Below are 22,017 nucleotides of genomic sequence, written 5' to 3' on the forward strand. Positions count from 1 at the left end.
GGACCCAATCCACTTTGCTGCGGGCGATGCGGCGGCTGGTCTGCCTGGGGCGTTCCGCAGGATGCGGAGCCCGTACTACGGGCGCTACGGGAACCAATAGGCCCCGGGTCAAGCCCGGGGTGACGGTGGTGAGGGGCGCGCGGTCGGCGATGCGGGGGGCAGCGATGTGGGAGCAGAGATGAGGACGGTGGCCGGCGATGTGGCGGTCAGCGATGTGGGCAGTGACGGTGGTGAAGGCGATGCGGGCGAGCCGTTTACAGTCGCACGGGGGGCTGCGGCGCGGTGGGCGGTGGCCGATCTCACAGACGTCATCCCGGGCTTGACCCGGGACCCAATCCACTTTGCTGCGGGCGATGCGGCGGCTGGTCTGCCTGGGGCGTTCCGCAGGATGCGGAGCCCGTACTGCGGGCGCTGCGGGAACCAATAGGCCCCGGGTCAAGCCCGGGGTGACGGTGGTGCGGGGCGCGCGGGTCGGCGATGCGATGGCCGGCGATGTGGGGGCAGCGATGAGGACGGTGGCCGGCGATGTGGCAACCGGCGATGTGGGCGGTCGGCGATGTGGGCGGTCGGTGGTGCGGGCGAGCCGTGTGCGGGGGCGACGATGCGGGGGGGCGCGTCTGCTTCCACGCTCGCATCCGCGCCTGCGCACTCTCCCGCGTCCGCCAGCACCCGCTCCGGCATGCCCGCAGTTGCGCCCGTGGGGTCTCGCCTGCCCGCCTCGGCGTCGGGGGCTGGTGCTAGACCAGCATCTTGCGCAGGCGCGAGGAGATCATGTCGATCAGCGAGACGGTGACGACCATGACGATGATGATGGCGCTTGCTTCCTCGAAGCGGAAGCCCTTGAAGGCCTCGTTGAAGGTGAAGCCGATGCCGCCGGCGCCGACGATGCCGAGCACGGTGGCGGAGCGGACGTTGGTCTCGAAGCGATAGAGCGAGAAGCTCGACCACAGCGGAATGACCTGCGGGATGACGCCGTAGAGGATCTCCTGCACGCGGGTGGCGCCGGTGGTGCGGATGCCCTCGACCGGGCGCGCGTCGATTGCCTCCACCGCTTCCGAGAACAGCTTGGAGACGATGCCGAGATTGTGCACGAAAATGGCGAGCACACCGGGCAGCGGGCCGAGACCGACGACGGCGACGAAGAGCACGGCGAAGACCAGGTCGTTGATCGCCCGGCTTGCGTCCATCAGCCGGCGCATCGGGAAGACGACCCAGGCGGGGGCGATGTTGCTGGAGGCGAGAAGCGCCAGCGGTGCGCCGAAGATGATGGCGAGCACGGTCCCCCAGAGCGCGATCTGCACGGTCTCGACCATCTTGCGGATGTAGAGCGACAGGCTCGTGAAGTCGGGATTGAGGAACTGGGAGATCATACTGTCGAGAAAGGCGTTGCCCGTCAGCAGCCGCGTCCAGTTGTTCATCTCGGTCGGATAGTAGGAGAGGGCGAGCAGCAGAACGATCACCGACAGGATGGCGGCGCTGCGTGCGATGTTCGCCCACTGCGGGCGAAGCTGCGCGCGGATCGCGTCTGAAAGTTCGTCCTGCCTTGCGGCCGCATCGTTCCCGGCGGTCATGTCGTTCATTCTCTCATCCGTCCGTTCATCAGCGCGGCGGGCCGCGAGTGGTCTCGCGGCCCGCCGGATCGATCATGCGGGCGCGGCCGCGAGGGCCGCGCCCGGGACTGCGATCAGTAGCCGCCCTTGCCGACGACCTTGGCCTGCGCGGCGAGTTCGGCGAGCTGCGCGTCGGCGGCCTTGATGGCCTTCGCGTCGCCCGACGCCTCGGCCTTCAGCTTGGCCTTGAAGGCCTCGATCTGGCGCACGTCGAGAAGCTGGGCGTTGGAGGAGGCGAGGAACGGGCCCCAGCCGTCGGAGAGCTTGGCGAGGTTCTCGCGCTCGCGCTTGACCTTCTCCATGTCGCCGAAGCGGCCGTACTGCATGAAGAAGTAGTAGATCTTCTCCTTGGCGGCCTTCGGCAGGTCGGCACGCCAGACCATCGGGTCGGACGGGATCAGCGGCGAACGCCAGATTTCCTTGATCTGGCCGGCGGCTTCCGGGTTCGACTTGGCAAGGCGGGCGTAGAGCGACTCGGTGTTGTTGGTGGCGACGTCGACCTGGCCGGCGGCGACGGCGAGCGCGTTGCCCTCATGGTTGGAGGCGGTGACGCGGGCGAAGCACTCTTCCGGCGTCTTGCCGTTCAGAGCCCAGACGTAATAGCCCGGGATCGCGTAGCCGGAGGTGGAGTTGGGATCGCCGTTGCCGAAGGTCAGCGTCTTGTCGCACTTCAGAACGTCGTCGAGCGAGTTCAGCGGGCTGTCCTTCTGGGTGATCAGAAGCGAGTAGTAGCCGCGCTCGCCGTCGTCCTTGATGGTCTGGGCGAAGACCTCGCCACCGGCCTTGTCGACCGCCTGGATGGCCGACTTGTTGCCGAACCACGCCACGTCCACCTGCTTGGCGCCCATGCCGGCGATGACACCGGCGTAGTCGGAGGCGAAGAACGGCTTCACCTTGACGCCGAGCGAGGCGGCCATGTCGTCAAGGAAGGGCTTGAAGTTCTCTTCCAGGACCGAGGCGCTCTCGGTCGAGATGATGCCGAAGTTGATCACTTCCGGCAGCTTGCCGGCGTCTTCGGCGAAGGCCGGGCCGGAGGTCAGGGTCACGGCGAGCGTCGCGGCCGCGAGAACGTTCTTCATCATGGCAGGCTCCTGGTTGGGAAAGTGGCGGAAGAGGGCTTCAGGCCCTCATCGCCTCCGGGGCAGTCTCCCTGGAAACGACGGCCAGGGGCGCGTCGCCATGCCCGGGGACCGGTGGTTCGGCCGGGGCGGGCATGTCTCGGTCCGACAGCACGTCGCTGTCATAAAGGGCGGCGAGGGCGGCGCGGTCGACGTCGGCGGCGGGCCCGTCGAAGACGAGCTCGCCGTTCTTCAGCGCGACTATCCGCTTGCAATGTCGAAAGGCATGGTCGATCTGGTGAAGCGAGACGACGACCGTGACGCCGTCCTCCCGGTTGATCCGCGACAGGGTCTCCATCACCGATTCCGCCGAGGCGGGGTCGAGCGAGGCGATGGGCTCGTCGGCGAGGATCAGTCGCGCTTCCTGGGTGAGTGTGCGGGCGATCGCGGCGCGCTGCTGCTGGCCGCCGGAAAGACGGGAGGCACGGCGGTGGGCAAAGGAGACGATCCCGACGCGCTCGAGCGCCTTGAGCGCGCGCAGCTTGTCGCCGTGGGCGAAGAGGCCGAGCGTGCCGCGCCAGGAGGCGGTCTTGCCGAGCCGTCCCGCCAGAACGTTCTTGAGAACACTGAGCCGGTTGACGAGGTTGAACTGCTGGAAGACGACGCCAACGTCGCGGCGGATCCGGCGCGCCTGTGCCGTGCGCCGGCCGTCGACCTGCACGTCGCTGCCGAACAGTGCGATGGTCCCGCCGGTGCCGCGGTCGACCGTCTCAAGCCCGCAGAGCAGGCGCAGCAGGGTCGATTTTCCCGATCCCGAGGCGCCGATCAGCGCCACCATCTCGCCTTCCTCGATGGAAAGCGAAACACGCTTGAGGACAGGTTTGTTGCGTTCGAACGCCTTGGAAACAGCGCGCGTCTCGATGGCTGGCATGAGCTGAAATCTCCTTGCCCCGTGGCGTAGGGCAGGAGTGTTTCAGCGACATGACAGCGCTCGGCTTTGCGTGCCGTAACGGCCTGTGAATTTTGTCAGGGGGCGTCAGGCGCGCGCGTCGACCGCCGAAGTCCGGCGGCCGAGGCGGCTCAATGCTCGAGCAGCGGGTTCAGCCGGGTGCCGGCGCGCACGAAAGGCATCGGGTCGAGCGGGCGGTCGTCGAGGCGCACCTCGTAGTGGAGATGCGGGCCGGTGGAGCGGCCGGTGGTGCCGACATAGCCGAGCGTGTCGTTCAGGGCGACCTCGTCGCCCTCCTTGACCGCGATGCGGCTCATGTGGGCGAAACGGGTGGTGACCCCACTGGGATGGGTGATCTCGACCGAGTTGCCGTAGCCGCCGTTGCGACCGGCGAAGGTGACCTTGCCGGGAGCGGGGGCGTGCACCGGCGTACCGGTGACGGCACGAAAGTCGATGCCGGTGTGCATCGCCATGCGCCCCAGGAAGGGGTCGAGGCGGGGCCCGTAGGAGGAGGTGATCGCGGCGCTGGGAACCGGCTTCTCGAGCGGAATGCCGCGGGCCGCGGTCTTGACGGTGGCGAGCGTTTCGAGAGCGGCCTCCGCGCGGGCGAGGCGGGTGTCGAAGTCGACGTCGCCCAGGGCGACGAACGGGCCGCCCATGCTGGCGGTTGCCTTTCCGGCGAGCTTCAGGCCGAGCTTGTCCGCCGCCTCGGTGATGGTGCGGGTGTTGCGTTCTGCCGTCGCTGCAATGACTTCCAGCGCCGCATTGGTCTCGCCGTCCATGCGCTCCAGCGCGCTGCTGACGCCCTCGAGCAGTTCGGCACGCTCGTCGGGCTTTCCGGCGGGCGTCTCGGGAGCGATGTCGCGCAGGCGCTTCGACGGCATGCCGGCGGCCTGGGCGGCGGCGGCGGCCGCGGCCCCACCATAGTCACCCTGGCTGCCGCGCAGGCTGAGGACGGGCGAAATCTCGATGGGCTCGGGTGTGCCGCCGATGTTGGCGCGCGGATCGCGGATTGACGGCGCGTCGAGCGCTGCGGTCGAGAGCGACGGCTTGATGGCGTCGATGTCGGGCTTGGACGGCGGCAGGGGGCCGCCGAGGGCGACACGGATGCCGCTTTGCGCGGCACGGGCCAGCACGCGGGCGACATGCTCCTGGCGGCTGCCCAGATCCTGCTGGCGGGTAACGACGTCCTCGAGCTGCTCGGCGATGCTGCGGCGCTCAAGCACGCGGCGGCTCGTCAACTGGTCGATGCGCGCACGCAGCGAGGAGATCCTGTCTTCGTAGGAAAGCTGCATCTCGGCCTGGCGTTCCGCCGAGGCCTGGATGATGTCGTCGCGCAGCACCAGATAGGCGGTCGCGCCGATGTAACCGAGGCCGAGGCAGATGCCGATGGCCGTGCCAAGTCCCGCGACCCAGGGAGAAATCGTGAAGCTGCGCACGTTGTCGCCGCGGGCAATGATCACCCGATGCGGCTCCTTGCGCTTGCCGAACTCCTGCTGGGAATAGCCCCCGTGTCCCGTCATTACTCTCCGGACCCGTCTTCTGGTTGCCGCGCACGAACGCTTCGCGACCTTCAGGGCGGAAGTTAAAAGCATTAAGGTTAACAAATGCTAATGATCGCAAAATGGGTCAGCCGATGAGGCGGACGAGGGGGCGGTAGAAGCCGGGAGTGAGGCCGGCCTCGGAACGGGCGCGGTCGTTGAAGGGCGGCTTCAGGCCGCCGCGGAAATGCCGGCGGACGAGGTCCTGGAAACGGGCCTCGGGGTCGGTGCGCTCGCGGTCGCACAGGAATCTGAACCACTTGGCGCCGAACGCGACGTGGCGCTTCTCGTCGCGGTAGATGATCTCGAGGATGGCTGCTGTGTCCTCGTCGCCGACGGCGCGTGCCTTCTCGATCATCGGCGGGGAAATGTCGAGGCCGCGTGCCTCCAGCACCAGGGGAATCACGGCGAGTCGGCCGGCGAGATCGTCGCCAGCGCTTTCCGCCGCCTCCCACAGGCCGTGATGTGCGGGCAGGGCGCCATAGAACGAGTCGAGGGCGGCGAGCCGGTGGCGCAGCAGCGAGAAGTGCTTGGCCTCCTCCAGACCGACGCGCACCCAGTCCTCGAAGAAGGAGCGCGGCAGTTGCAGGTGGGCGAAGCGGCCGACCATGTCCCAGGTAAGGTCGACGGCATTGAGCTCGATGTGGGCAAGCGAGTGCAGCAGCGCGACGCGCCCGGCGGTGCCGCCGACGGCGCGCCTGGGCATCTCGCGCGGCGGCAGCAGCACCGGCGCGGCCGGCCGGCCGGGCTGATCCGGCATCGGCGTCGCGCCGGTGCGGCGGCGGAGCGAAAGTCCGCGGCCGAACCACGCTCGCGCCGTCGCATGGGCGACGAGGATCTTCTCCTCCAGGTCCGGGGTCTCCACCACGCGCCTGGCGCCATCGGCAAGGGATGCGGGGATGTAGCCGGTCAGGTCGGCACGGGTCGGGGATACGGCCACGGAAGGGTCCTGCGTGTGCTTGCGATCATCGGGAAGACGAGAGGGGAGAGACGGCCCGCTCAGCCGAGCGCCTTCACCGCCTCCAGAACGGCCTCGGCATGGCCGGGCACCTTGACCTTGCTCCAGACCTTGGCAATCCGGCCCTCGCCATCGATGAGGAAGGTCGAGCGCTCGATGCCCATGTACTTGCGGCCGTACATGGATTTCTCCACCCAGACGCCATAGGCCTCGGCAACGGTCTTTTCCGTGTCGGCGGCGAGCGTCACGGTGAGCTCGTGCTTGGCCTTGAACTTGTCGTGCTTCTGAGCGGTGTCCGGCGAGACGCCGATGATCGTCGCGCCGGCGGCCTCGAATTCCGCACGCAGCGCGGAAAAGGCGATGGCTTCCTTCGTGCAGCCGGAGGTGTCGTCCTTCGGGTAGAAATACAGGACGACCTTGCGTCCCTTGAGCCCGGCGAGGCTGACCGAGCCGCCACCGTCGGTGGCAAGCTCGAAGCCGGGGGCGGCGGTTCCACTGGTGAGTTCGCTCATTCTGCCATCCTTTCGACACTGGAGAGGGGAAGATAGGGAGACGTGAGTCTCTGCTATTGATGTGAGCGCAAGCGATCCGCGAGGGGCATACTGTTCCTCGCGTCGAATCGATGTTGGCTGGCCCTGTTTGTCCCGAGGACTGGAACACTGTTAAATCGGCTGACCCACCGCAACAAGCCTTTGCGGGATACCTTGCGCAAGCCCCGCAGGCCGCGCCTTCTCGTCTGGGGTTGCGGGCTGCTCCTCGTGCTGGTGCTCGTCGTCGGCGCGATGCTGGCGATCCTGCTGCAGGGGCCGGTCTCCATCGGCTATCTGGCGCGCGCGGTGGAGGCGCGGGCCTCCTCGGACCGCGCCCATGTCACCGTCGGCTCGGCGACCATCGACCTGTCCTCCGGTCTGCCGGCGCGCATCGAGCTTGCCAATATCGCCATCGAGGTCGAGGGCGATGTGCCGCTCTCCGTCGTGGTGCCGCGCATTTCCGCGCCTGTCGACCTGCTCGCTGCCCTGTCGGGCCGCTTCGAGGTCTCCACGATCACCCTGGAACAGCCGAAGCTCTCGATCCAGCGGCCGGAGAGCGACAACACCGATATTCCGGCGATGGAAACCCTTTCGCTCGCCGCCGACAGCGCCGCGCGGCTGGCGCTCGACCAGCTCGCGCGCCGCGCCATCGAGCGCATTGAACTGGTGTCGGCGGAAGTCGTGGCGGAAGGTGCGGCGACCTACCGCATGCGCGGTATAGACGCGGTGCTGACGCGCGAGGGAGATGCCGAGCTGAAGGTCGATGCGGAAGTGGCCGGCCGCCTCGGGCGCTGGCGCGTCGGGCTTCGCCACAGCGTCGATCCCGGCAGCGGCGCGCGGCTGGTGCGTATCGACGTCGACGATGTGACGCTCGGCGAGTTCATGCCGCTGGAAAGCAACATCAGCACGGGCAAAGGGCTTGGCGTGCCGGTCGACATCCGCCTTGATTCCACCCTCGACAAGGACGGCGCCTTCGTCTCGACGCGGCTTAGCGCGGTGGTCTCGCCCGGCTGGATCAACACCGGCCGTTCCGTGGTCGCCTTCGACAAGATCGACATGCAGTTCGCCTGGCTGGCGGGGACGCCCGGCTTCCAGATCGCGCCTTCCGTCTATGTGCGCGGCAACACCGTCATTCCCTTCGAGGGGGTGGTGCAGCCGCCACGCGACTGGGAGACGCAATGGTCCTACCGCATCGTTTCCCACGATGCCTCGATTGCGCCCGACGACGTGCCCGGGCCGCCCTATGCGATGGAAACACTGCTCGTCGAGGGGCAGGCCGACCCGATGGCGCGCGAGATCGCCTTCAACCGGATCGCGCTGCGCTCCGGCTCGGCCAATCTCGACGGCGCGGGATCTCTGACGCTGCGCGACGACGGTCCCTATCTGGCGCTGGCGATGGAGAGCGGGCCGATGGCGGTGGCGACGCTCAAGCGCATCTGGCCGGTGACCACGATCCCGCCGGCGCGCGACTGGGTGATCGAGCACATGATCGACGGGCGGATCGACGGCGGCCGTGCCACCATCGCGCTGCAGCCGCCCGCCTTCGACGTGTCCGATCCAGCTCCCGGCTGGTCGGGCGACGATGTGACCGTCGAGATCAGCTTCTCCGACCTCAGCCTCAAGACCGTCGGCACGGTGCCTGTGGCACAAGGGCTCGACGGCAAGCTGACGGTCTCCAACGAAGTGCTGACGGTAGCTGCCTCGGACGGCATCATGGTCGCGCGTGCCGGAGAGCAGATCGCGGTGGATGGTATCGATTTTTCCATCCCCGACATTCGCGAGAGCGGCGACAAGACCGGCGTGCTCAAGCTGACGCTTGACGGGCCGGTGGCCTCCGTCGCCACGGTGCTGGACGCGGAGCCCTTCCACGTCCTCAAGCAGAAGGGGATCACGCCGGCGGATGTTTCCGGCTCCGCCAAGATGGTTCTGTCCGCGCGGTTTCCCCTGATCAAGGATATCGACATCGACACCGTCGACTGGCAGGTCTCCGGCAGCTTGCGCAACTTCGCCAACGCAAAGCCGATCGAGGGGCAGCGGCTGTCGCGCGCCGATCTCGCCTTCGACGTGGACGACCGCCGGCTCGAGCTCAAGGGCAAGGGGCGGCTCGACGGGCTGCCTGCCAATCTCGATCTGGTCATTCCCCTCGGCAATGGCGAGGGCGCGGCGGTGGCCGCGCGCCAGGGCGTGGTGCTGGATGTGTCGGCGGATCAGCTCGCCGGGCGCGGCATCGATCTGCGCGAGTTCGTCAACGGCCAGCTTCGGCTCTCCAGCGAGGAGACGGAGACTGGGCAGAGCTTCGAGATCGACCTCGCGCGCGCCCGCATCGATCTTGCACAGGTTGGCTGGACGAAGAGCTCCGGCGTGCCGGCGACGGCGCGCTTCACCATGACGGAGACCGGTGGGCGGCGCGAGATCCGGGGCTTCCGGCTGACATCGGAAGGCGTCGAGATCGCCGGTTCGATCACGCTCGACGGCGCCGGCGATCTCGTCAGCGCCCAGTTCAACCGTTTCGCTCTGCGGCCGAACGACGAGGCGACGCTCAGGATCGGCCGCGAGGGCGGACAGACTGTCGCCGACTTCCGCGCCGCGCGGTTCGACGGGCGCGGTCTGATCGCGAGCCTCGCCAGCCCGGGCGAGAGCGGCAAGGGCGCCGCGAAGAAGCCTGCCTACCGTGTCAGCGCCGACATCGACCAGCTCACCGGCTTCAACGGCGTCAGCCTCGCCAATGTCACGCTGCGCATGTCGATGGGCAAGGACGGCATTCGCGCGCTCTCCCTCAACGGCGTGTCGAGCGCGCGCGGGCAGTTCCAGTTCTCGCTTTCGGAGGAAGGGGGCGGCCGCAAGCTCACCGGCTCCATCGAGGACACAGGCGCGCTGCTGCGCTTCGCCAACCTCTATGAGCGGATGCGCGGCGGTCGTGGCATCCTCTCCGTCTCCATGCCGTCGCAGGAGAACTGGAGCGGCCGGTTCAAGGTGAAGCGGCTGGCCATTACCGAGGATCCGGCGATCCGGGCTCTGGCGCGCTCCAATCAGGTCATCGACGCGGGCTCGCGCCGCAAGCAGATCCTCGCCGGCTCGGAGCGCAACGGAGAAGCGTCGTTCAGCGCTCTCGACCTGTTCTTCGAACGGCGTGGCGACCGGCTGACGATCACCGAGGGGACGCTGGAGGGCGCGACCATCGGCGGCACCGTCTCCGGCAACGTCAATCTCGCCAACCGGACGCTGGATCTGACCGGCACCTTCGTGCCGATCTTCGCGCTCAACAATCTTTTCGCCAAGATCCCGATCCTGGGCTTCGCTCTGGGCGGGGGCTCCGACGAGGGGCTGATCGGCGTGACCTACAAGCTTTCCGGCGCCATCGGCGAGCCGGTACTCACGGTCAATCCGGCCTCGGCCATCGCGCCGGGCATTTTCCGCAAGCTGTTCGAGTACCGCTGAGCCGGCAAGGGGGCGAGCCCGCCTGCGCCCGCGACCGCTCACCATTCCGGCCGTGAACGCAAAACGGGCGGCCCCAGGGGCCGCCCGTCGTCGTTTGTTGTTGCGGCGGCTTGCGCCGGTGGTCAGACCGCCTTCAGCAGCACATGGCGCTTCTTGCCGAGGGAGAGCTTGAGGACGCCGTCCGTCTTGAGATCGGCCGTCGTCAGCACGCGCTTCTCGTCCTGCTCAACCGCGTCGTTGACGCGGATGCCGCCGCCCTTGACCTGACGGCGGGCCTCGCCGTTGGAGGCGCACAGGCCGGCGGTGACGAAGGCGGCCAGAAGGCCGATGCCGTTCTCGAGCTCGGAGGTGGCAATGTCGACCGTGGGAAGACCATCCGCCATCGCGCCTTCCTCGAAGGCGCGGCGCGCGGTTTCCGCCGCCTCGTCCGCGGCGAGCCGGCCATGGGCCATGGCGGTCGCCTCGGTGGCGAGGATCTTCTTGGCCTCGTTGATCTCCGAGCCGCCGAGCGCGGCAAGGCGCGCCACCTCGTCCAGCGGCAGCGTGGTGAAGAGCTTCAGGAAGCGCTCCACGTCGCCGTCCTCGGTGTTGCGCCAGAACTGCCAGTAGTCATAGGGCGACAGCATGTCCGGGTTGAGCCAGACCGCACCGGCGGCCGTCTTGCCCATCTTGGCGCCCGAGGCGGTGGTGAGCAGCGGCGTTGTCAGTGCGAACAGCTCGACCTCGGCCATGCGGCGGCCGAGGTCGACGCCGGAGAGGATGTTGCCCCACTGGTCGGAGCCGCCCATCTGCACGCGGCAGCCGGTACGCCGGTAGATCTCGACGAAGTCGTACCCCTGGAGCAGCATGTAGTTGAACTCCAGGAAGGAGAGATGCTGCTCGCGCTCCAGACGCAGGCGAACGGCGTCGCGCTGGATCATCTGGTTGATCGAGAAATGCCGACCGACATCGCGCAGGAAATCGACATAGTTCAGCTGCATCAGCCAGTCGGCATTGTCGAGCATGAGCGCGTCCTTCGGCCCGTCGCCGAAGTCGAGGAAATGGTCGAACACCTTGCGGATGCCGGACTTGTTGTCCTCGATCTGCTCCTCCGACAGGAGCGGGCGCGCGTCGTCGCGGAACGAGGGATCGCCGATGCGTGTGGTGCCGCCGCCCATCAGCGCGATCGGGCGATGGCCGGTCTTCTGCATCCAGTGCAGCATCATGATCTGAACGAGCGAACCGACATGCAGGCTCCTGGCCGTGCAGTCGAAGCCGATATAGGCCGTGACCGTCTCGGACGCATACAGCTCGTCGAGCCCGGTCGGGTTCGAGATCTGATGGATGAAGCCCCGTTCGCTCAGGGTCTTCAGGAAATCCGATTTGAAAGCGGTCATTGTGCCTGATTGTCCATTGAGTTGGTCGATTGTGCCCGTCGCGGGCCTGCACCTCATACCCGATGTGGCTGCCAAGATCACGGAGGAAATACGCGGAATCCGGCAGCTGTTGCCACACCGCATCCCGGTCTGCCTCACCAGGGGACAGGCTCCGCGCGCAAAAGAAAAGGCGACCGGACGAACCGGCCGCCAAGGAGTTTGCGGGTCGAAGCCGACGGGCAAGGATCGACGGCAATGTCGATCTGTCGGCACCGGGACTTCACTAGCACCGGTGCATGACGGCGCGGTGACGGCGCCTGCTCAGTCGCGCTCGGCCACGGGCAGCAGGTTCGAGGCCTTCAACTCGCGCAGCGACAGGCTGGATCGTATCCCGGTGACGCCCGGCAGCTTGCGCAGGACCGCCTCGACAAAGGCGCTGTAGGCGTCGAGGTCGCGGGCAACCACCTGCAGCAGATAGTCGGCGTCGCCCGTGGTGTTGTGGCAGGACAGAACATTGGGGCTCGCGGCGATGATGCGCTGGAACTCGGCCGTGTCGCGCTCGCCATGCCGGGAGCAGGTGAGTTGCACGAAGGCCATCACCCCGAGCCCGAGGGCGCGTCGGTTGAGCACCGCCTGATAACCTTCGATCACGCCGGTTTCCTCCAGCCGTTTCAACCGCCGCCAGCAGGGCGTCTCGCTGAGCGAAAGCGACTCCGCCAACCGGGCGTTCGAAAGACGCCCGTTTCGTTGCAGACGGTCGAGAATGTCGGCATCCAGCCTATCGATCCGGGTCATTTGAGGGGATTCTTGTCCTTGTTTGGCGATGTGAGGAAGAGTCTGCCGAAATTTACGACCCAACCGTGAAGTTGGAAAGACAAACCTCGCAGCCGCCGACTAGGATGCCGCCACTTGATCCAAGCAACCCGGTCCGGCAGGGAGAACCGATGAAAGCCGTCCTCTATGAAGCCTTCTCGCAGGCCCCGAAACTCGTCACGCTGCCGGACCCCGCGCCGGATCGGAACGGCGTCGTCATTGGCGTGCGCGCCACCGGCGTGTGCCGCAGCGACTGGCATGGCTGGATGGGCCATGATCCGGATATCGAGCTGCCGCATGTGCCGGGCCACGAGCTTGCCGGCGTGATCGAGGCGGTGGGCCGCGACGTGACGCGCTGGAAGGTGGGGGACCGGGTGACGGTGCCCTTCATCAGCGGCTGCGGCACCTGCCCGGAGTGCAACGCCGGCCACCAGCAGGTCTGCCACAACCAGACCCAGCCGGGCTTCACCCATTGGGGCTCCTTCGCTGAGTTCGTCGCCATCCACCAGGCGGATCTCAATGTCGTCGCGCTTCCCGAGAGCGTTGATTTCGCCACCGCCGCAAGCTTCGGTTGCCGCTTCGCGACCTCCTTCCGCGCAGTGATCGATCAGGGCAAGGTGTCGGCCGGCCAGTGGGTGGCGGTGCACGGCTGCGGCGGTGTCGGCCTGTCGGCGGTCATGATCGCCAATGCGGTGGGTGCGAATGTCGTCGCCATCGATATTTCGGAGGAAAAGCTGGCACTGGCGCGCGCCCTGGGCGCCGTCCACACGGTCAATGGGGCGAGCGTCGGCGATGTGCCGGCGGCGGTGATCGAGCTGACCGGCGGCGGCGCGCATGTGTCGCTCGATTCGCTCGGCCATCCGACCACCTGCTTCAACTCGGTGCTCAATCTGCGCAAGCGCGGCAAGCATGTGCAGGTGGGGCTGATGCTGGGCGAACAGAGCACGCCGGCCGTGCCGATGAGCAAGGTCGTTTCCGACGAACTGGAGATCCTCGGCAGCCACGGCATGCAGGCGCATCGCTATGACGCGATGCTGTCCATGGTGCTGTCAGGGAAACTCGCGCCGCAGCGGCTGGTGGGCAAGGAGATCAGTCTGGAAGAGTCGATCCCGGCGCTGATGGAGATGGATCGTTTCCAGTCCGTCGGGGCGACGATCGTGACGCGCTTCTGACCCACGGAACCCTGTTTGCGAAACGAAAAGGCCCCGCCGGGCGATGCCGGGCGGGGCCTGATTTTTCGAGACTGATGTCTTCAACCGCGCAAGCGGAGAGAAATCAGATCAGAGCTCTTCCTCGGAAGCCTCTTCGTCGGCGTCGGTCTCGGTGGCCTCGCCATCCTCGTCCTCGCCCTCGAGGTCCTCGTCGTCTTCCTCGAACTCGAACGTGTCGACTTCGCGGCCGGTGAGGTCCTCACCGCGTGCCTGACGCTCGGCTTCGTCCGCGGAGCGGGCGATGTTGAGCGTGACCGAGACTTCGACTTCCGGGTGCAGAAGAACGATGACCTCGTGCAGGCCGATGGTCTTCAGCGGCTTGTCGAGGCGAACCTGCGAACGTGACGCGGAGAAGCCGCCGTCGGTCAGCGTGTCGGCGATGTCACGGGTGGACACGGAGCCGTAGAGCTGACCGGTCTCGCCAGCCTGACGGATGACCATGAAGGTCTGGCCGTCGAGGGTCTTGGCGACGTTCTCGGCCTCACCCTTGCGCTCGAGGTTGCGGGCCTCAAGCTGGGCACGCTCGGTCTCGAAGCGGGCCAGGTTGGCCTTGTTGGCACGAAGCGCCTTGCCCTGCGGGAGGAGGTAGTTGCGCGCGAAACCGTCGCGCACCTTCACCACTTCGCCCATCTGGCCGAGCTTGGCGACGCGCTCAAGAAGAATGATCTGCATGTGTATTGTCCTTTTCGTCTGTCCCGCGCGGTTTAACGCGCGGTTAGAGGCCGCGCGCCAGGCGGCGGCCTCAGCCGATTTGGTGTCGCGATCTTACTTGATCACGAAGGGCAGCAGGCCCAGGAAGCGGGCGCGCTTGATGGCGCGGGCCAGCTCACGCTGCTTCTTGGCGGACACGGCCGTGATACGGCTCGGCACGATCTTGCCACGCTCGGAGATGTAGCGCTGCAGGAGGCGGATGTCCTTGTAATCGATCTTCGGAGCGTTGGCGCCGGAGAACGGGCAGGTCTTGCGACGACGGAAGAAGGGACGGCGCGTCGGAAGCTGTGCGATATCGACCATGGTTGTGTCTCCTTCTTATGCTTCGTCGAACCGGCGGCCACCACGGTCGCCACCGCGATCGCCGCGGTCACCACCACGATCGCCGCGCTCGCCACGGTCACGGTCGCCACGGCCACCACGTCCGCCGCGACGGTCGTCACGGTCGCGCTTCTGCATCATCGCGGACTGCTCTTCCTCGTGTGCATCGACCTTGAGGGTCATGAAGCGGAGGACGTCCTCGTTGAGGCGCATCTGACGCTCCATCTCGGCGACCGCCGCGGGCGATGCCTCGATGTTCATCAGCGTGTAGTGAGCCTTGCGGTTCTTGTTGACCCGGTAGGCGAGGGTGCGAAGGCCCCAGGCCTCGACCTTGCCGACGGATCCGCCATTCTCGGCCAGAAGGGTCTTGTACTGCTCGACCATCTGCTCGACCTGCTGGGCCGAAACATCCTGGCGCGCCATGAAGACATGCTCGTAAAGCGGCATGGTTCTTTGCCTTTCCAGTGGTTCAAATTTCCGGAACCCGGCGCCAAGCCTCTTCGAGCCTTCAGGAAAGGCAAATCGAAGCTACTTCGAAGGCGGAGACACGGGAAGTCGGGCGGCATGTGCGCCGTCCTGTCAGACCGCGACGCGCATTCGGCGCGCCACATTCCGACCTTCCGTTCAGCCCCCGGCCTGAGTTCCGAACGAAGTCGCGCTTATACACCAGTTCGCCCCGCGCGCAAGGCCCGGCGCTGGCGCAGCGGCGTTTTTTCGGCCACGGGACCTTGACAGGGCGGCGGTCGCCCGTGTCATTGCGCCCCAGTCTCATAGCATGACGCACGCCGGCGCGAAGGTTCGGCGAACGAAAGGTGGAGATCTTGTCATGAGCATTGCTTTCACATTCCCCGGTCAGGGCAGCCAGGCCGTCGGCATGGGCAAGGACCTTGCCGACCAGTTCGCCGAGGCCCGCGCCGTGTTCGAGGAGGTGGACGAGGCGCTCGGCCAGAAGCTCAGCGACGTCATGTGGAATGGTCCGGCCGACGACCTGATCCTGACCGCCAACGCCCAGCCGGCGCTGATGGCCGTGAGCCTTGCCGCCATGCGGGTGGCGGAGGCACGCGGCCTCGACCTTGCCGCCTCGGTCGCCTTCGTCGCCGGCCATTCGCTCGGCGAATATTCCGCGCTCGCCGCCGCCGGCTCTCTGAGTGTTGGCGACACCGCGCGGCTGCTGCGGATTCGCGGTGCCGCGATGCAGCAGGCGGTGCCGGTGGGCGAGGGCGCCATGGCGGCGCGTCTCGGCCTCGATTTCGACGCCGCCGCAGAAGTGGCCGCCGAAGCGGCCGCCGATCAGGTCTGCCAGGCGGCCAATGACAATGCGCCCGGGCAGGTGGTCGTCTCCGGCCACAAGGCCGCTGTGGAGCGCGCCATCGAGATCGCCAAGGGGCGCGGCGCGCGGCGCGCGGTGCTGCTGCCGGTCAGCGCGCCGTTCCATTGTGGCCTGATGCAGCCGGCCGCCGAGGCGATGGCCGCGGCGCTCGCCGAGGTGGACCTGCGGGCCCCGGCTGTGCCGCTGGTCGCCAATGTGCTGGCCTCGGCGATCACCGACCCGGACGAGATTCGCAAGCGGCTCGTCGAGCAGGTGACCGGAACCGTGCGCTGGCGCGAATCCGTGACCTACATGGCCGATGCCGGCGTCACCACCGCATTCGAGATCGGCACCGGCAAGGTGCTGACCGGCATGATCAAGCGGATCGCCCCGGGCGTGACCGGTATTGCCGTGTCCACCCCTGCAGATATCGATGCCCTGATGGACCATATCGCTTCGGCCTGATAGGCATTCGAAGCAGGAACGAGCGAGAGGAAACGCATGTTCGACCTCACTTCCAAGACCGCCCTCGTGACGGGTGCCACCGGCGGCATCGGCGCCGAGATCGCCCGCGCTTTCCATGCGCAGGGCGCGACCGTGGCGCTTTCGGGCACGCGCGCCGAGAAGCTGGAGGCGCTGGCCGCCGAACTCGGTGAGCGCGTCCACGTGCTGCCGGCCAATCTCTCCGACCGCACCGCCGTCGATGCGCTGGTGCCGGCGGCCGAGGCGGCCATGGGCCAGCTCGACATTCTCGTCAACAACGCCGGCATCACCCGCGACAATCTCTTCATGCGCATGAAGGATGAAGAGTGGGACGATGTGATCGAGGTCAACCTGACCGCCGGCTTCCGGCTCTGCCGCGCCGCCGTGAAGGGCATGATGCGTCGCCGCTCCGGCCGCATCATCGGCATTGCCTCCGTCGTGGGCGTCACCGGCAACCCGGGGCAGGCCAATTATGCAGCCGCCAAGGCCGGCATGATCGGCATGGCCAAGTCGCTGGCCCGCGAGGTCGCCTCGCGCAACGTGACGGTCAACACCATCGCACCCGGTTTCATCGAAACGCCGATGACGGACGCGCTCAACGACAAGCAGAAGGAATCGATCCTTGCCAGCGTGCCGGCCAATCGTCTCGGCCGCGCGGGCGAAATCGCGGCCGCCGCTGTCTATCTGGCGAGCGACGAGGCGGCTTATGTGAATGGCGACACGCTTCATGTAAACGGCGGCATGGCCATGATTTGATTTGGGAATTCCGGCGTCGCTCACAGGCAGTCCGGTGACGCCGGAGCAGGGTTCGCGCCCGCTGGTCAAGGCTGGTAAAGTATGTTACGAACCCGCCGGCCAGCACACCCGTTCACGAATGTTCGGCGCTCGGGCATGGCCGACCTTGCGGGCAATACGCGCCTTGTCCGGTCGGCGTGGGCTGGAACCCCATTCACCACGTTCCGAAGATCGGATACGAGGTACGGCGCCAAGCGCTGAACAAGCAGAATACCGTTGTTATCAATCGAGGAAATACACATGAGCGACATCGCGGATCGGGTAAAGAAGATCGTCATCGAGCACCTCGGCGTCGACGCCGAGAAGGTGGTGATTGAGGCCAGCTTCATCGACGACCTGGGCGCTGACAGCCTGGACACCGTCGAGCTGGTCATGGCTTTCGAAGAAGAGTTTGGCGTTGAGATTCCGGATGACGCCGCCGAGACCATTCTGACGGTCGGCGATGCTGTGAAGTTCCTGGAACAGAACGCCGGTTAATCCAGTTGTCGCCGCCGGGCGGGGCCCTTCGTCCCGCCCGGCGCGCCCAAATGCAGGTTTGTGATGAGGCGAGTTGTCGTAACCGGCCTTGGCATGGTCACGCCGATGGCGTGCGGTGTCGAGGAGAGCTGGACCCGGATTCTCAACGGCGAGAGCGGTGCGTCCCGGATCAGCAGTTTCGAGGTTGAAGACCTCGCTTGTCAGATCGCCTGCCAGATTCCGCGCGGCGATGGCTCCAACGGGACGTTCAATCCGGATGACTGGATGGACCCCAAGGAGCAGCGCAAGGTCGATGAATTCATCGTCTTCGCCATGGCTGCCGCGGAGCAGGCCATCCGCGATTGCGGCTGGTCGCCGAAGACCCCGGACGAGCAGTATCGCGCAGGCGTGCTGATCGGCTCCGGCATCGGCGGGCTCCAGGGTATCGAGACGACGGCCCATATCCTGCGCGACAAGGGCCCGCGCCGGATCTCTCCCTTCTTCATCCCCGGTCGCCTGATCAACCTGGCGGGTGGCTACGTGTCGATCCGTCACGGGCTCAAGGGGCCGAACACAGCGGTCGTCACCGCTTGCTCGACCGGCGCCCATGCCATCGGCGATGCCGCGCGCCTGATCGCGCTGGACGATGCCGACGTGATGGTTGCCGGCGGTGCGGAATCGCCCGTTTGCCGTCTCGCGCTGGCCGGCTTCGCCGCCGCGCGTGCGCTTTCCACAGGTTTCAACGACCGCGCCGAGGAGGCCTCGCGCCCCTATGATGCCGCCCGCGACGGGTTCGTCATGGGTGAGGGCGCCGGTGTTGTCGTGCTCGAGGAATACGAGCGCGCCAAGGCCCGCGGCGCCAAGATCTACGGCGAGATCATCGGTTACGGCCTGTCGGGCGATGCCTATCACATCACCGCGCCGGCTGCCGACGGCGACGGAGCGTTCCGCTGCATGCAGGCCGCGCTGAAGCGCGCCGGCCTCACGGCGTCGGAGATCGATTACGTCAACGCTCATGGCACCTCGACGCCGCTCGGCGACGAGATCGAGCTGGGTGCCGTGCAGCGGCTTGCCGGCGATGCCGCCGCCGGGCTGACGATGTCCTCGACCAAGTCGTCCACCGGTCACCTGCTGGGTGCCGCCGGTGCGATCGAGGCGATCTTCTCGCTGCTGGCGATGCGCGACAGCATCGCGCCGCCGACGATCAACCTGCAGAATCCGTCAGTCGAGACGGCCATCGACCTGGTTCCGAACACGGCCAAGAAGATGACCATCGACACGGCGCTTTCGAATTCCTTCGGCTTCGGCGGAACCAACGCGTCGCTGGTGTTCCGCAAGGTCGCGGCCTGACGCAAGTCTTTCGTGGCGCCCGGGCAGAGCCCGGGCGCCACGGGCCCCATGTCTTCGCGGTTTGGCCACAATTGCGCGGCAATTGGCGACAACCTTTCCTCGATCAAGCTGACCCGTGGGACCCATGACCGAGACGCGCAACACAGATTCCGAGAACGGCGACGATACGGAGCAGGCTCCGTTCCGACCGCAGCCCAAAAGCCCGCGCGAGGCGATCCAGCCCGAGCCGGGCCCGCCGCCGCCGGTGCGCTCGCGCCATGTGCGCAATCCCTTCGTCATTGTCATCAACGCGCTGCTGACACTTGCCGTCCTCGGCGTGCTCGCCACTGGCGGGCTGCTCTACTGGGGCAAGGGCGAGTTCGATTCGACCGGTCCGCTGACCCAGCCGAAGACGGTCGTGATCTCTTCCGGATCCGGCCTGCAGGCGATTGCCGATACGCTGGAAAACGAAGGCGTTATCTCCAACGGCATGGTGTTCTGGGCGGGCGTGCGCGCCTACAAGAACGCGGCGAAGCTGAAGGCTGGAGAATATGCCTTCGAGCCTGGCAGCTCGATGCGCGAGGTCATGGACGACCTCGTCTCCGGCAAGGCCGTCTACCACACGCTGACCATTCCCGAGGGCTGGACCAGCGCGCAGATCATCGAGCGCGTGCGCGAGCATCCCGTGCTCACTGGCCCGATTGACGAGATCCCGGCGGAGGGCTCGCTGCTGCCGGAGACCTACACGTTCACCCGAGGCCTGTCGCGCAAGCAGATTGTCGAGGAAATGAAGGAGCACCAGACCAAGGCGCTTGCCGAGATCTGGGGCCGCCGGACGGAGGGCCTGCCGGTCGAGACGCCGGAGCAGCTGGTGATTCTCGCGTCCGTGGTGGAGAAGGAGACGGCGCGGGCCGACGAGCGTCCCCGGGTTGCCGGCGTCTTCGTCAACCGGTTGCGCAAGAACATGCGGCTGCAGTCGGATCCGACCATCCTCTATGGCCTGCATGGCGGCGCGGCGTGGACCAGCGACCGCTCGGCGATCACGCGCTCCGACCTCGACAAGCCGAACCCCTACAACACCTATCAGATCGACGGGCTGCCGCCCGGGCCGATCGGCAATCCGGGCCGTGCGGCGATGGAGGCGGTGGCCAATCCGTCGCGCACCAAGGACCTCTATTTCGTCGCGGACGGCACGGGCGGTCACGTGTTCGCGGAGACCTACGAGCAGCATCAGCGCAATGTCGCCAAATGGCGGCGGATCGAGCGCGAGCGCCGTGCGGCGGAGGCTGCGCCGGAAGCTCCTGCTGCCGCGGACGACAAGACGAACTGACGGCGGTAGGCGCCATCACCGGAGCGGCGCGGTTTCGCGGGCCGTGCCGGACGGACGACATTCAGGCGAAGGCCGGCGGTCATGCGCCGGCTTTTGCATTTGCGGGCCGGGGTGTTGGACCGCGATGACAGGCTGAGGCAGGGGCAATGGCTGGGGAAACGCAAGACGGAGCGAAGCTGCGCAGCATGACCGGTTTCGGCCGGGCGGAAGGCGGTATCGGGGCCGCCCGCTGGACCTGGGAGCTGCGTTCGGTGAACGGCAAGGGGCTCGACCTGCGCCTGCGCTTGCCGGCGGGGCTTGAGGCGCTGGAGGCGCCGACCCGCGAGGTGCTGTCGAAGCGCCTGTCGCGCGGCAATGTCACGGCAGGGCTGAGCTACCAGCGCTCGCAGGGCGAGTTCGCTCCGCAGATCAACGAGGCGGCGCTCAATGCGGTTCTTTCCGCGCTGGAGACCGTGCGCCGCCGGGTGCCGGACGCCGCTCCGATCGCACTCGATGGCATTCTCGCCCAGAAGGGCGTGATCGAGTGGAAGGAGCCGGAGGAGGACGAGACCGAACGCAGCGCGCTCGACGCGGCGCTGCTGGCCAGCCTCGCACAGGCGGCCGACGCGCTTGTTGCCATGCGTGAGGCCGAAGGGGCGACCCTCGAGGAGGTTCTGCGCGGCCATCTGCGCCAGATCGCCCGGCTGACGGCCGAAGCCGAGGCTGCGCCCTGTCGCAGCCCGGAGGCGATCCGTGCAAAGCTCGCCCAGCAGGTCGGCGCGCTGATGGAAACGGGGGCGGCGCTCGATCCGGCGCGCCTTCATCAGGAAGCGGCGCTGCTTGCCACCAAGGTCGACATTCGCGAGGAACTCGACCGGCTGGTGGCCCATGTGGCGGCGGCGGTCGCGCTTCTCGACGGCGCCGGTCCGGTGGGCCGCAAACTCGATTTCCTCGCGCAGGAGTTCAACCGCGAGGCCAACACGCTCTGTTCCAAATCGAACGGTACAGACCTCACCGCCATCGGGCTGGAGCTCAAGACGGTGATCGACCAGATGCGTGAGCAGATCCAGAACCTGGAGTAGACGATGGCGAGTGACACGACTGCGGAGAAGACGGGGGGCACCGTCGTGACCGCCGAAGTTGCCGAGGCAAGCCGCCGAGGCCTGATGCTGGTGCTTTCCTCGCCGTCGGGCGCGGGAAAGTCCACCATCGCGCGCCAGCTTCTTGAACAGGAAAGCAACCTCAAGCTCTCCATCTCGGTGACGACGCGGCCGCGCCGCTCGAGCGAGATCGAGGGCGTGCACTATCATTTCATCTCCCGCGAGCGCTTCGAGCAAATGCGCGAGCGCGACGAACTGCTTGAATGGGCCGAGGTGCACGGCAACTACTACGGCACGCCGCGCGATCCGGTGGAAGAGGCGCTGGCGACGGGGCGGGACGTGCTCTTCGACATCGACATCCAGGGCACCTTCCAGCTCTATGACGCGGTGCGCCAGGACGTGGTGTCGATCTTCATCCTTCCGCCCTCCATCGCCGAAATGAAATCGCGCCTGCACCGGCGTGCCGAGGACACGGACGAGGTTATCCGTCGGCGCCTGAAGACGGCGGTGGGCGAGATGAAGCACTGGTCGAAATACGATTATGTGATCGTCAATGACGATCTGCAGCTTGCCTTCGACGGTGCGCGCTCGGTCCTGCGCGCCGAACGGCTGCGCCGCGAGCGCTGCCCCGCCATCGGCCCGTTCATCGAGGGCATGGTCGACGATCTGAAGCGCGAGACCGGCGAGGGCTGAGGTCTTGCCGGCCCCCGGCGAACCGTCCGGTTCCCGGGGCGCCGGACA

General features: G+C 67.0%; 20 protein-coding genes. 9 read left to right on the forward strand and 11 right to left on the reverse strand.

Going from position 1 to position 22,017, the window contains the following annotated elements; translation table 11 throughout:
- Positions 1-737 precede the first annotated feature (737 nt).
- The 6 genes from phnE to bcp form a co-directional block, all read right to left on the reverse strand.
- Positions 738-1,580, reverse strand: coding sequence for a phosphonate ABC transporter, permease protein PhnE (phnE, locus tag ACN0WF_RS18270; protein ID WP_417774199.1), 843 nt, complete (start codon positions 1,578-1,580; stop codon positions 738-740).
- 104 nt (positions 1,581-1,684) lie between these two features.
- Positions 1,685-2,692, reverse strand: a complete 1,008-nt coding sequence (phnD, locus tag ACN0WF_RS18275; protein WP_417774200.1) for a phosphonate ABC transporter substrate-binding protein — start codon at positions 2,690-2,692, stop codon at positions 1,685-1,687.
- A gap of 37 nt (positions 2,693-2,729) precedes the next feature.
- Positions 2,730-3,599 (reverse strand): phosphonate ABC transporter ATP-binding protein, encoded by an 870-nt coding sequence (phnC, locus tag ACN0WF_RS18280; RefSeq protein WP_417774201.1) that lies wholly within the window; start codon positions 3,597-3,599, stop codon positions 2,730-2,732.
- Between the two features lie 149 nt (positions 3,600-3,748).
- Complete coding sequence (locus ACN0WF_RS18285) at positions 3,749-5,140, reverse strand: M23 family metallopeptidase (protein WP_417774202.1); 1,392 nt, start codon at positions 5,138-5,140, stop codon at positions 3,749-3,751.
- Between the two features lie 106 nt (positions 5,141-5,246).
- Positions 5,247-6,098, reverse strand: coding sequence for a ferritin-like domain-containing protein (locus tag ACN0WF_RS18290; protein WP_417774203.1), 852 nt, complete (start codon positions 6,096-6,098; stop codon positions 5,247-5,249).
- Between the two features lie 59 nt (positions 6,099-6,157).
- Positions 6,158-6,628 carry a thioredoxin-dependent thiol peroxidase gene (gene bcp, locus ACN0WF_RS18295; protein ID WP_417774204.1) on the reverse strand — a complete coding sequence of 157 codons (471 nt, stop codon included), beginning with the start codon at positions 6,626-6,628 and terminating at the stop codon, positions 6,158-6,160.
- Positions 6,629-6,820: 192 nt separating this feature from the next.
- Here bcp and ACN0WF_RS18300 point away from each other — a divergent pair, with 192 nt between their 5' ends.
- Complete coding sequence (locus ACN0WF_RS18300) at positions 6,821-10,084, forward strand: AsmA-like C-terminal domain-containing protein (RefSeq protein ID WP_417774205.1); 3,264 nt, start codon at positions 6,821-6,823, stop codon at positions 10,082-10,084.
- Between the two features lie 122 nt (positions 10,085-10,206).
- Here ACN0WF_RS18300 and tyrS read toward each other — a convergent pair whose 3' ends face one another.
- Positions 10,207-11,460, reverse strand: a complete 1,254-nt coding sequence (tyrS, locus tag ACN0WF_RS18305; protein WP_417774206.1) for a tyrosine--tRNA ligase — start codon at positions 11,458-11,460, stop codon at positions 10,207-10,209.
- A gap of 300 nt (positions 11,461-11,760) precedes the next feature.
- Positions 11,761-12,234: an Lrp/AsnC family transcriptional regulator gene (locus ACN0WF_RS18310; protein WP_417774207.1), complete on the reverse strand. Its 474-nt coding sequence runs from the start codon at positions 12,232-12,234 to the stop codon at positions 11,761-11,763.
- A 149-nt stretch (positions 12,235-12,383) separates the two neighbouring features.
- Between ACN0WF_RS18310 and ACN0WF_RS18315 the strand changes: the two genes are divergently transcribed.
- Positions 12,384-13,424 (forward strand): zinc-dependent alcohol dehydrogenase family protein, encoded by a 1,041-nt coding sequence (locus ACN0WF_RS18315; RefSeq protein ID WP_417774208.1) that lies wholly within the window; start codon positions 12,384-12,386, stop codon positions 13,422-13,424.
- 108 nt (positions 13,425-13,532) lie between these two features.
- Here ACN0WF_RS18315 and rplI read toward each other — a convergent pair whose 3' ends face one another.
- The 3 genes from rplI to rpsF all read right to left on the reverse strand — a co-directional run bounded on the left by rplI (position 13,533) and on the right by rpsF (position 14,942).
- Positions 13,533-14,135 carry a 50S ribosomal protein L9 gene (gene rplI, locus ACN0WF_RS18320; RefSeq protein ID WP_417774209.1) on the reverse strand — a complete coding sequence of 201 codons (603 nt, stop codon included), beginning with the start codon at positions 14,133-14,135 and terminating at the stop codon, positions 13,533-13,535.
- Positions 14,136-14,228: 93 nt separating this feature from the next.
- A complete protein-coding gene (rpsR, locus tag ACN0WF_RS18325) occupies positions 14,229-14,477 on the reverse strand; it encodes a 30S ribosomal protein S18 (protein ID WP_029057383.1) in 249 nt (82 codons plus the stop codon).
- 15 nt (positions 14,478-14,492) lie between these two features.
- Positions 14,493-14,942, reverse strand: coding sequence for a 30S ribosomal protein S6 (gene rpsF, locus ACN0WF_RS18330; RefSeq protein ID WP_417774210.1), 450 nt, complete (start codon positions 14,940-14,942; stop codon positions 14,493-14,495).
- Positions 14,943-15,321: 379 nt separating this feature from the next.
- Between rpsF and fabD the strand changes: the two genes are divergently transcribed.
- From fabD to gmk, 7 genes are all read left to right on the forward strand, one after another.
- Positions 15,322-16,269 carry an ACP S-malonyltransferase gene (gene fabD, locus ACN0WF_RS18335; RefSeq protein ID WP_417774211.1) on the forward strand — a complete coding sequence of 316 codons (948 nt, stop codon included), beginning with the start codon at positions 15,322-15,324 and terminating at the stop codon, positions 16,267-16,269.
- A 36-nt stretch (positions 16,270-16,305) separates the two neighbouring features.
- On the forward strand, positions 16,306-17,043 hold the full coding sequence (fabG, locus tag ACN0WF_RS18340) for a 3-oxoacyl-[acyl-carrier-protein] reductase (protein WP_417774212.1): 738 nt from the start codon (positions 16,306-16,308) through the stop codon (positions 17,041-17,043).
- A gap of 279 nt (positions 17,044-17,322) precedes the next feature.
- Positions 17,323-17,559 (forward strand): acyl carrier protein, encoded by a 237-nt coding sequence (locus ACN0WF_RS18345; RefSeq protein ID WP_417774213.1) that lies wholly within the window; start codon positions 17,323-17,325, stop codon positions 17,557-17,559.
- A gap of 63 nt (positions 17,560-17,622) precedes the next feature.
- Positions 17,623-18,888 (forward strand): beta-ketoacyl-ACP synthase II, encoded by a 1,266-nt coding sequence (gene fabF / locus ACN0WF_RS18350; protein ID WP_417774214.1) that lies wholly within the window; start codon positions 17,623-17,625, stop codon positions 18,886-18,888.
- A gap of 124 nt (positions 18,889-19,012) precedes the next feature.
- Entirely contained in the window at positions 19,013-20,197 is a 1,185-nt protein-coding gene (gene mltG / locus ACN0WF_RS18355; RefSeq protein ID WP_417774215.1) for an endolytic transglycosylase MltG, read from the forward strand.
- A gap of 185 nt (positions 20,198-20,382) precedes the next feature.
- Positions 20,383-21,258 (forward strand): YicC/YloC family endoribonuclease, encoded by an 876-nt coding sequence (locus tag ACN0WF_RS18360; protein ID WP_417774216.1) that lies wholly within the window; start codon positions 20,383-20,385, stop codon positions 21,256-21,258.
- An 84-nt stretch (positions 21,259-21,342) separates the two neighbouring features.
- The gene (gmk, locus tag ACN0WF_RS18365; protein WP_417774250.1) at positions 21,343-21,969 is read left to right on the forward strand and encodes a guanylate kinase; all 627 of its coding nucleotides are present in this window, start codon (positions 21,343-21,345) and stop codon (positions 21,967-21,969) included.
- The last annotated feature ends 48 nt before the right edge of the window (positions 21,970-22,017 follow it).

Origin of the sequence: Stappia sp. (assembly GCF_048268045.1) — a bacterium.
GTDB lineage: Bacteria > Pseudomonadota > Alphaproteobacteria > Rhizobiales > Stappiaceae > Stappia.

What these genes read in the sequence shown, in the direction of transcription:
- phnE (WP_417774199.1), bottom strand. Translation starts at nt 1,580, where the DNA reads ATGAACGACATGACCGCCGGGAACGATGCGGCCGCAAGGCAGGACGAA.
- phnD (WP_417774200.1), bottom strand. Translation starts at nt 2,692, where the DNA reads ATGATGAAGAACGTTCTCGCGGCCGCGACGCTCGCCGTGACCCTGACC.
- phnC (WP_417774201.1), bottom strand. Translation starts at nt 3,599, where the DNA reads ATGCCAGCCATCGAGACGCGCGCTGTTTCCAAGGCGTTCGAACGCAAC.
- ACN0WF_RS18285 (WP_417774202.1), bottom strand. Translation starts at nt 5,140, where the DNA reads ATGACGGGACACGGGGGCTATTCCCAGCAGGAGTTCGGCAAGCGCAAG.
- bcp (WP_417774204.1), bottom strand. Translation starts at nt 6,628, where the DNA reads ATGAGCGAACTCACCAGTGGAACCGCCGCCCCCGGCTTCGAGCTTGCC.
- tyrS (WP_417774206.1), bottom strand. Translation starts at nt 11,460, where the DNA reads ATGACCGCTTTCAAATCGGATTTCCTGAAGACCCTGAGCGAACGGGGC.
- ACN0WF_RS18310 (WP_417774207.1), bottom strand. Translation starts at nt 12,234, where the DNA reads ATGACCCGGATCGATAGGCTGGATGCCGACATTCTCGACCGTCTGCAA.
- ACN0WF_RS18315 (WP_417774208.1), top strand. Translation starts at nt 12,384, where the DNA reads ATGAAAGCCGTCCTCTATGAAGCCTTCTCGCAGGCCCCGAAACTCGTC.
- rplI (WP_417774209.1), bottom strand. Translation starts at nt 14,135, where the DNA reads ATGCAGATCATTCTTCTTGAGCGCGTCGCCAAGCTCGGCCAGATGGGC.
- rpsR (WP_029057383.1), bottom strand. Translation starts at nt 14,477, where the DNA reads ATGGTCGATATCGCACAGCTTCCGACGCGCCGTCCCTTCTTCCGTCGT.
- rpsF (WP_417774210.1), bottom strand. Translation starts at nt 14,942, where the DNA reads ATGCCGCTTTACGAGCATGTCTTCATGGCGCGCCAGGATGTTTCGGCC.
- fabD (WP_417774211.1), top strand. Translation starts at nt 15,322, where the DNA reads ATGAGCATTGCTTTCACATTCCCCGGTCAGGGCAGCCAGGCCGTCGGC.
- fabG (WP_417774212.1), top strand. Translation starts at nt 16,306, where the DNA reads ATGTTCGACCTCACTTCCAAGACCGCCCTCGTGACGGGTGCCACCGGC.
- ACN0WF_RS18345 (WP_417774213.1), top strand. Translation starts at nt 17,323, where the DNA reads ATGAGCGACATCGCGGATCGGGTAAAGAAGATCGTCATCGAGCACCTC.
- fabF (WP_417774214.1), top strand. Translation starts at nt 17,623, where the DNA reads ATGAGGCGAGTTGTCGTAACCGGCCTTGGCATGGTCACGCCGATGGCG.
- mltG (WP_417774215.1), top strand. Translation starts at nt 19,013, where the DNA reads ATGACCGAGACGCGCAACACAGATTCCGAGAACGGCGACGATACGGAG.
- ACN0WF_RS18360 (WP_417774216.1), top strand. Translation starts at nt 20,383, where the DNA reads ATGACCGGTTTCGGCCGGGCGGAAGGCGGTATCGGGGCCGCCCGCTGG.
- gmk (WP_417774250.1), top strand. Translation starts at nt 21,343, where the DNA reads ATGCTGGTGCTTTCCTCGCCGTCGGGCGCGGGAAAGTCCACCATCGCG.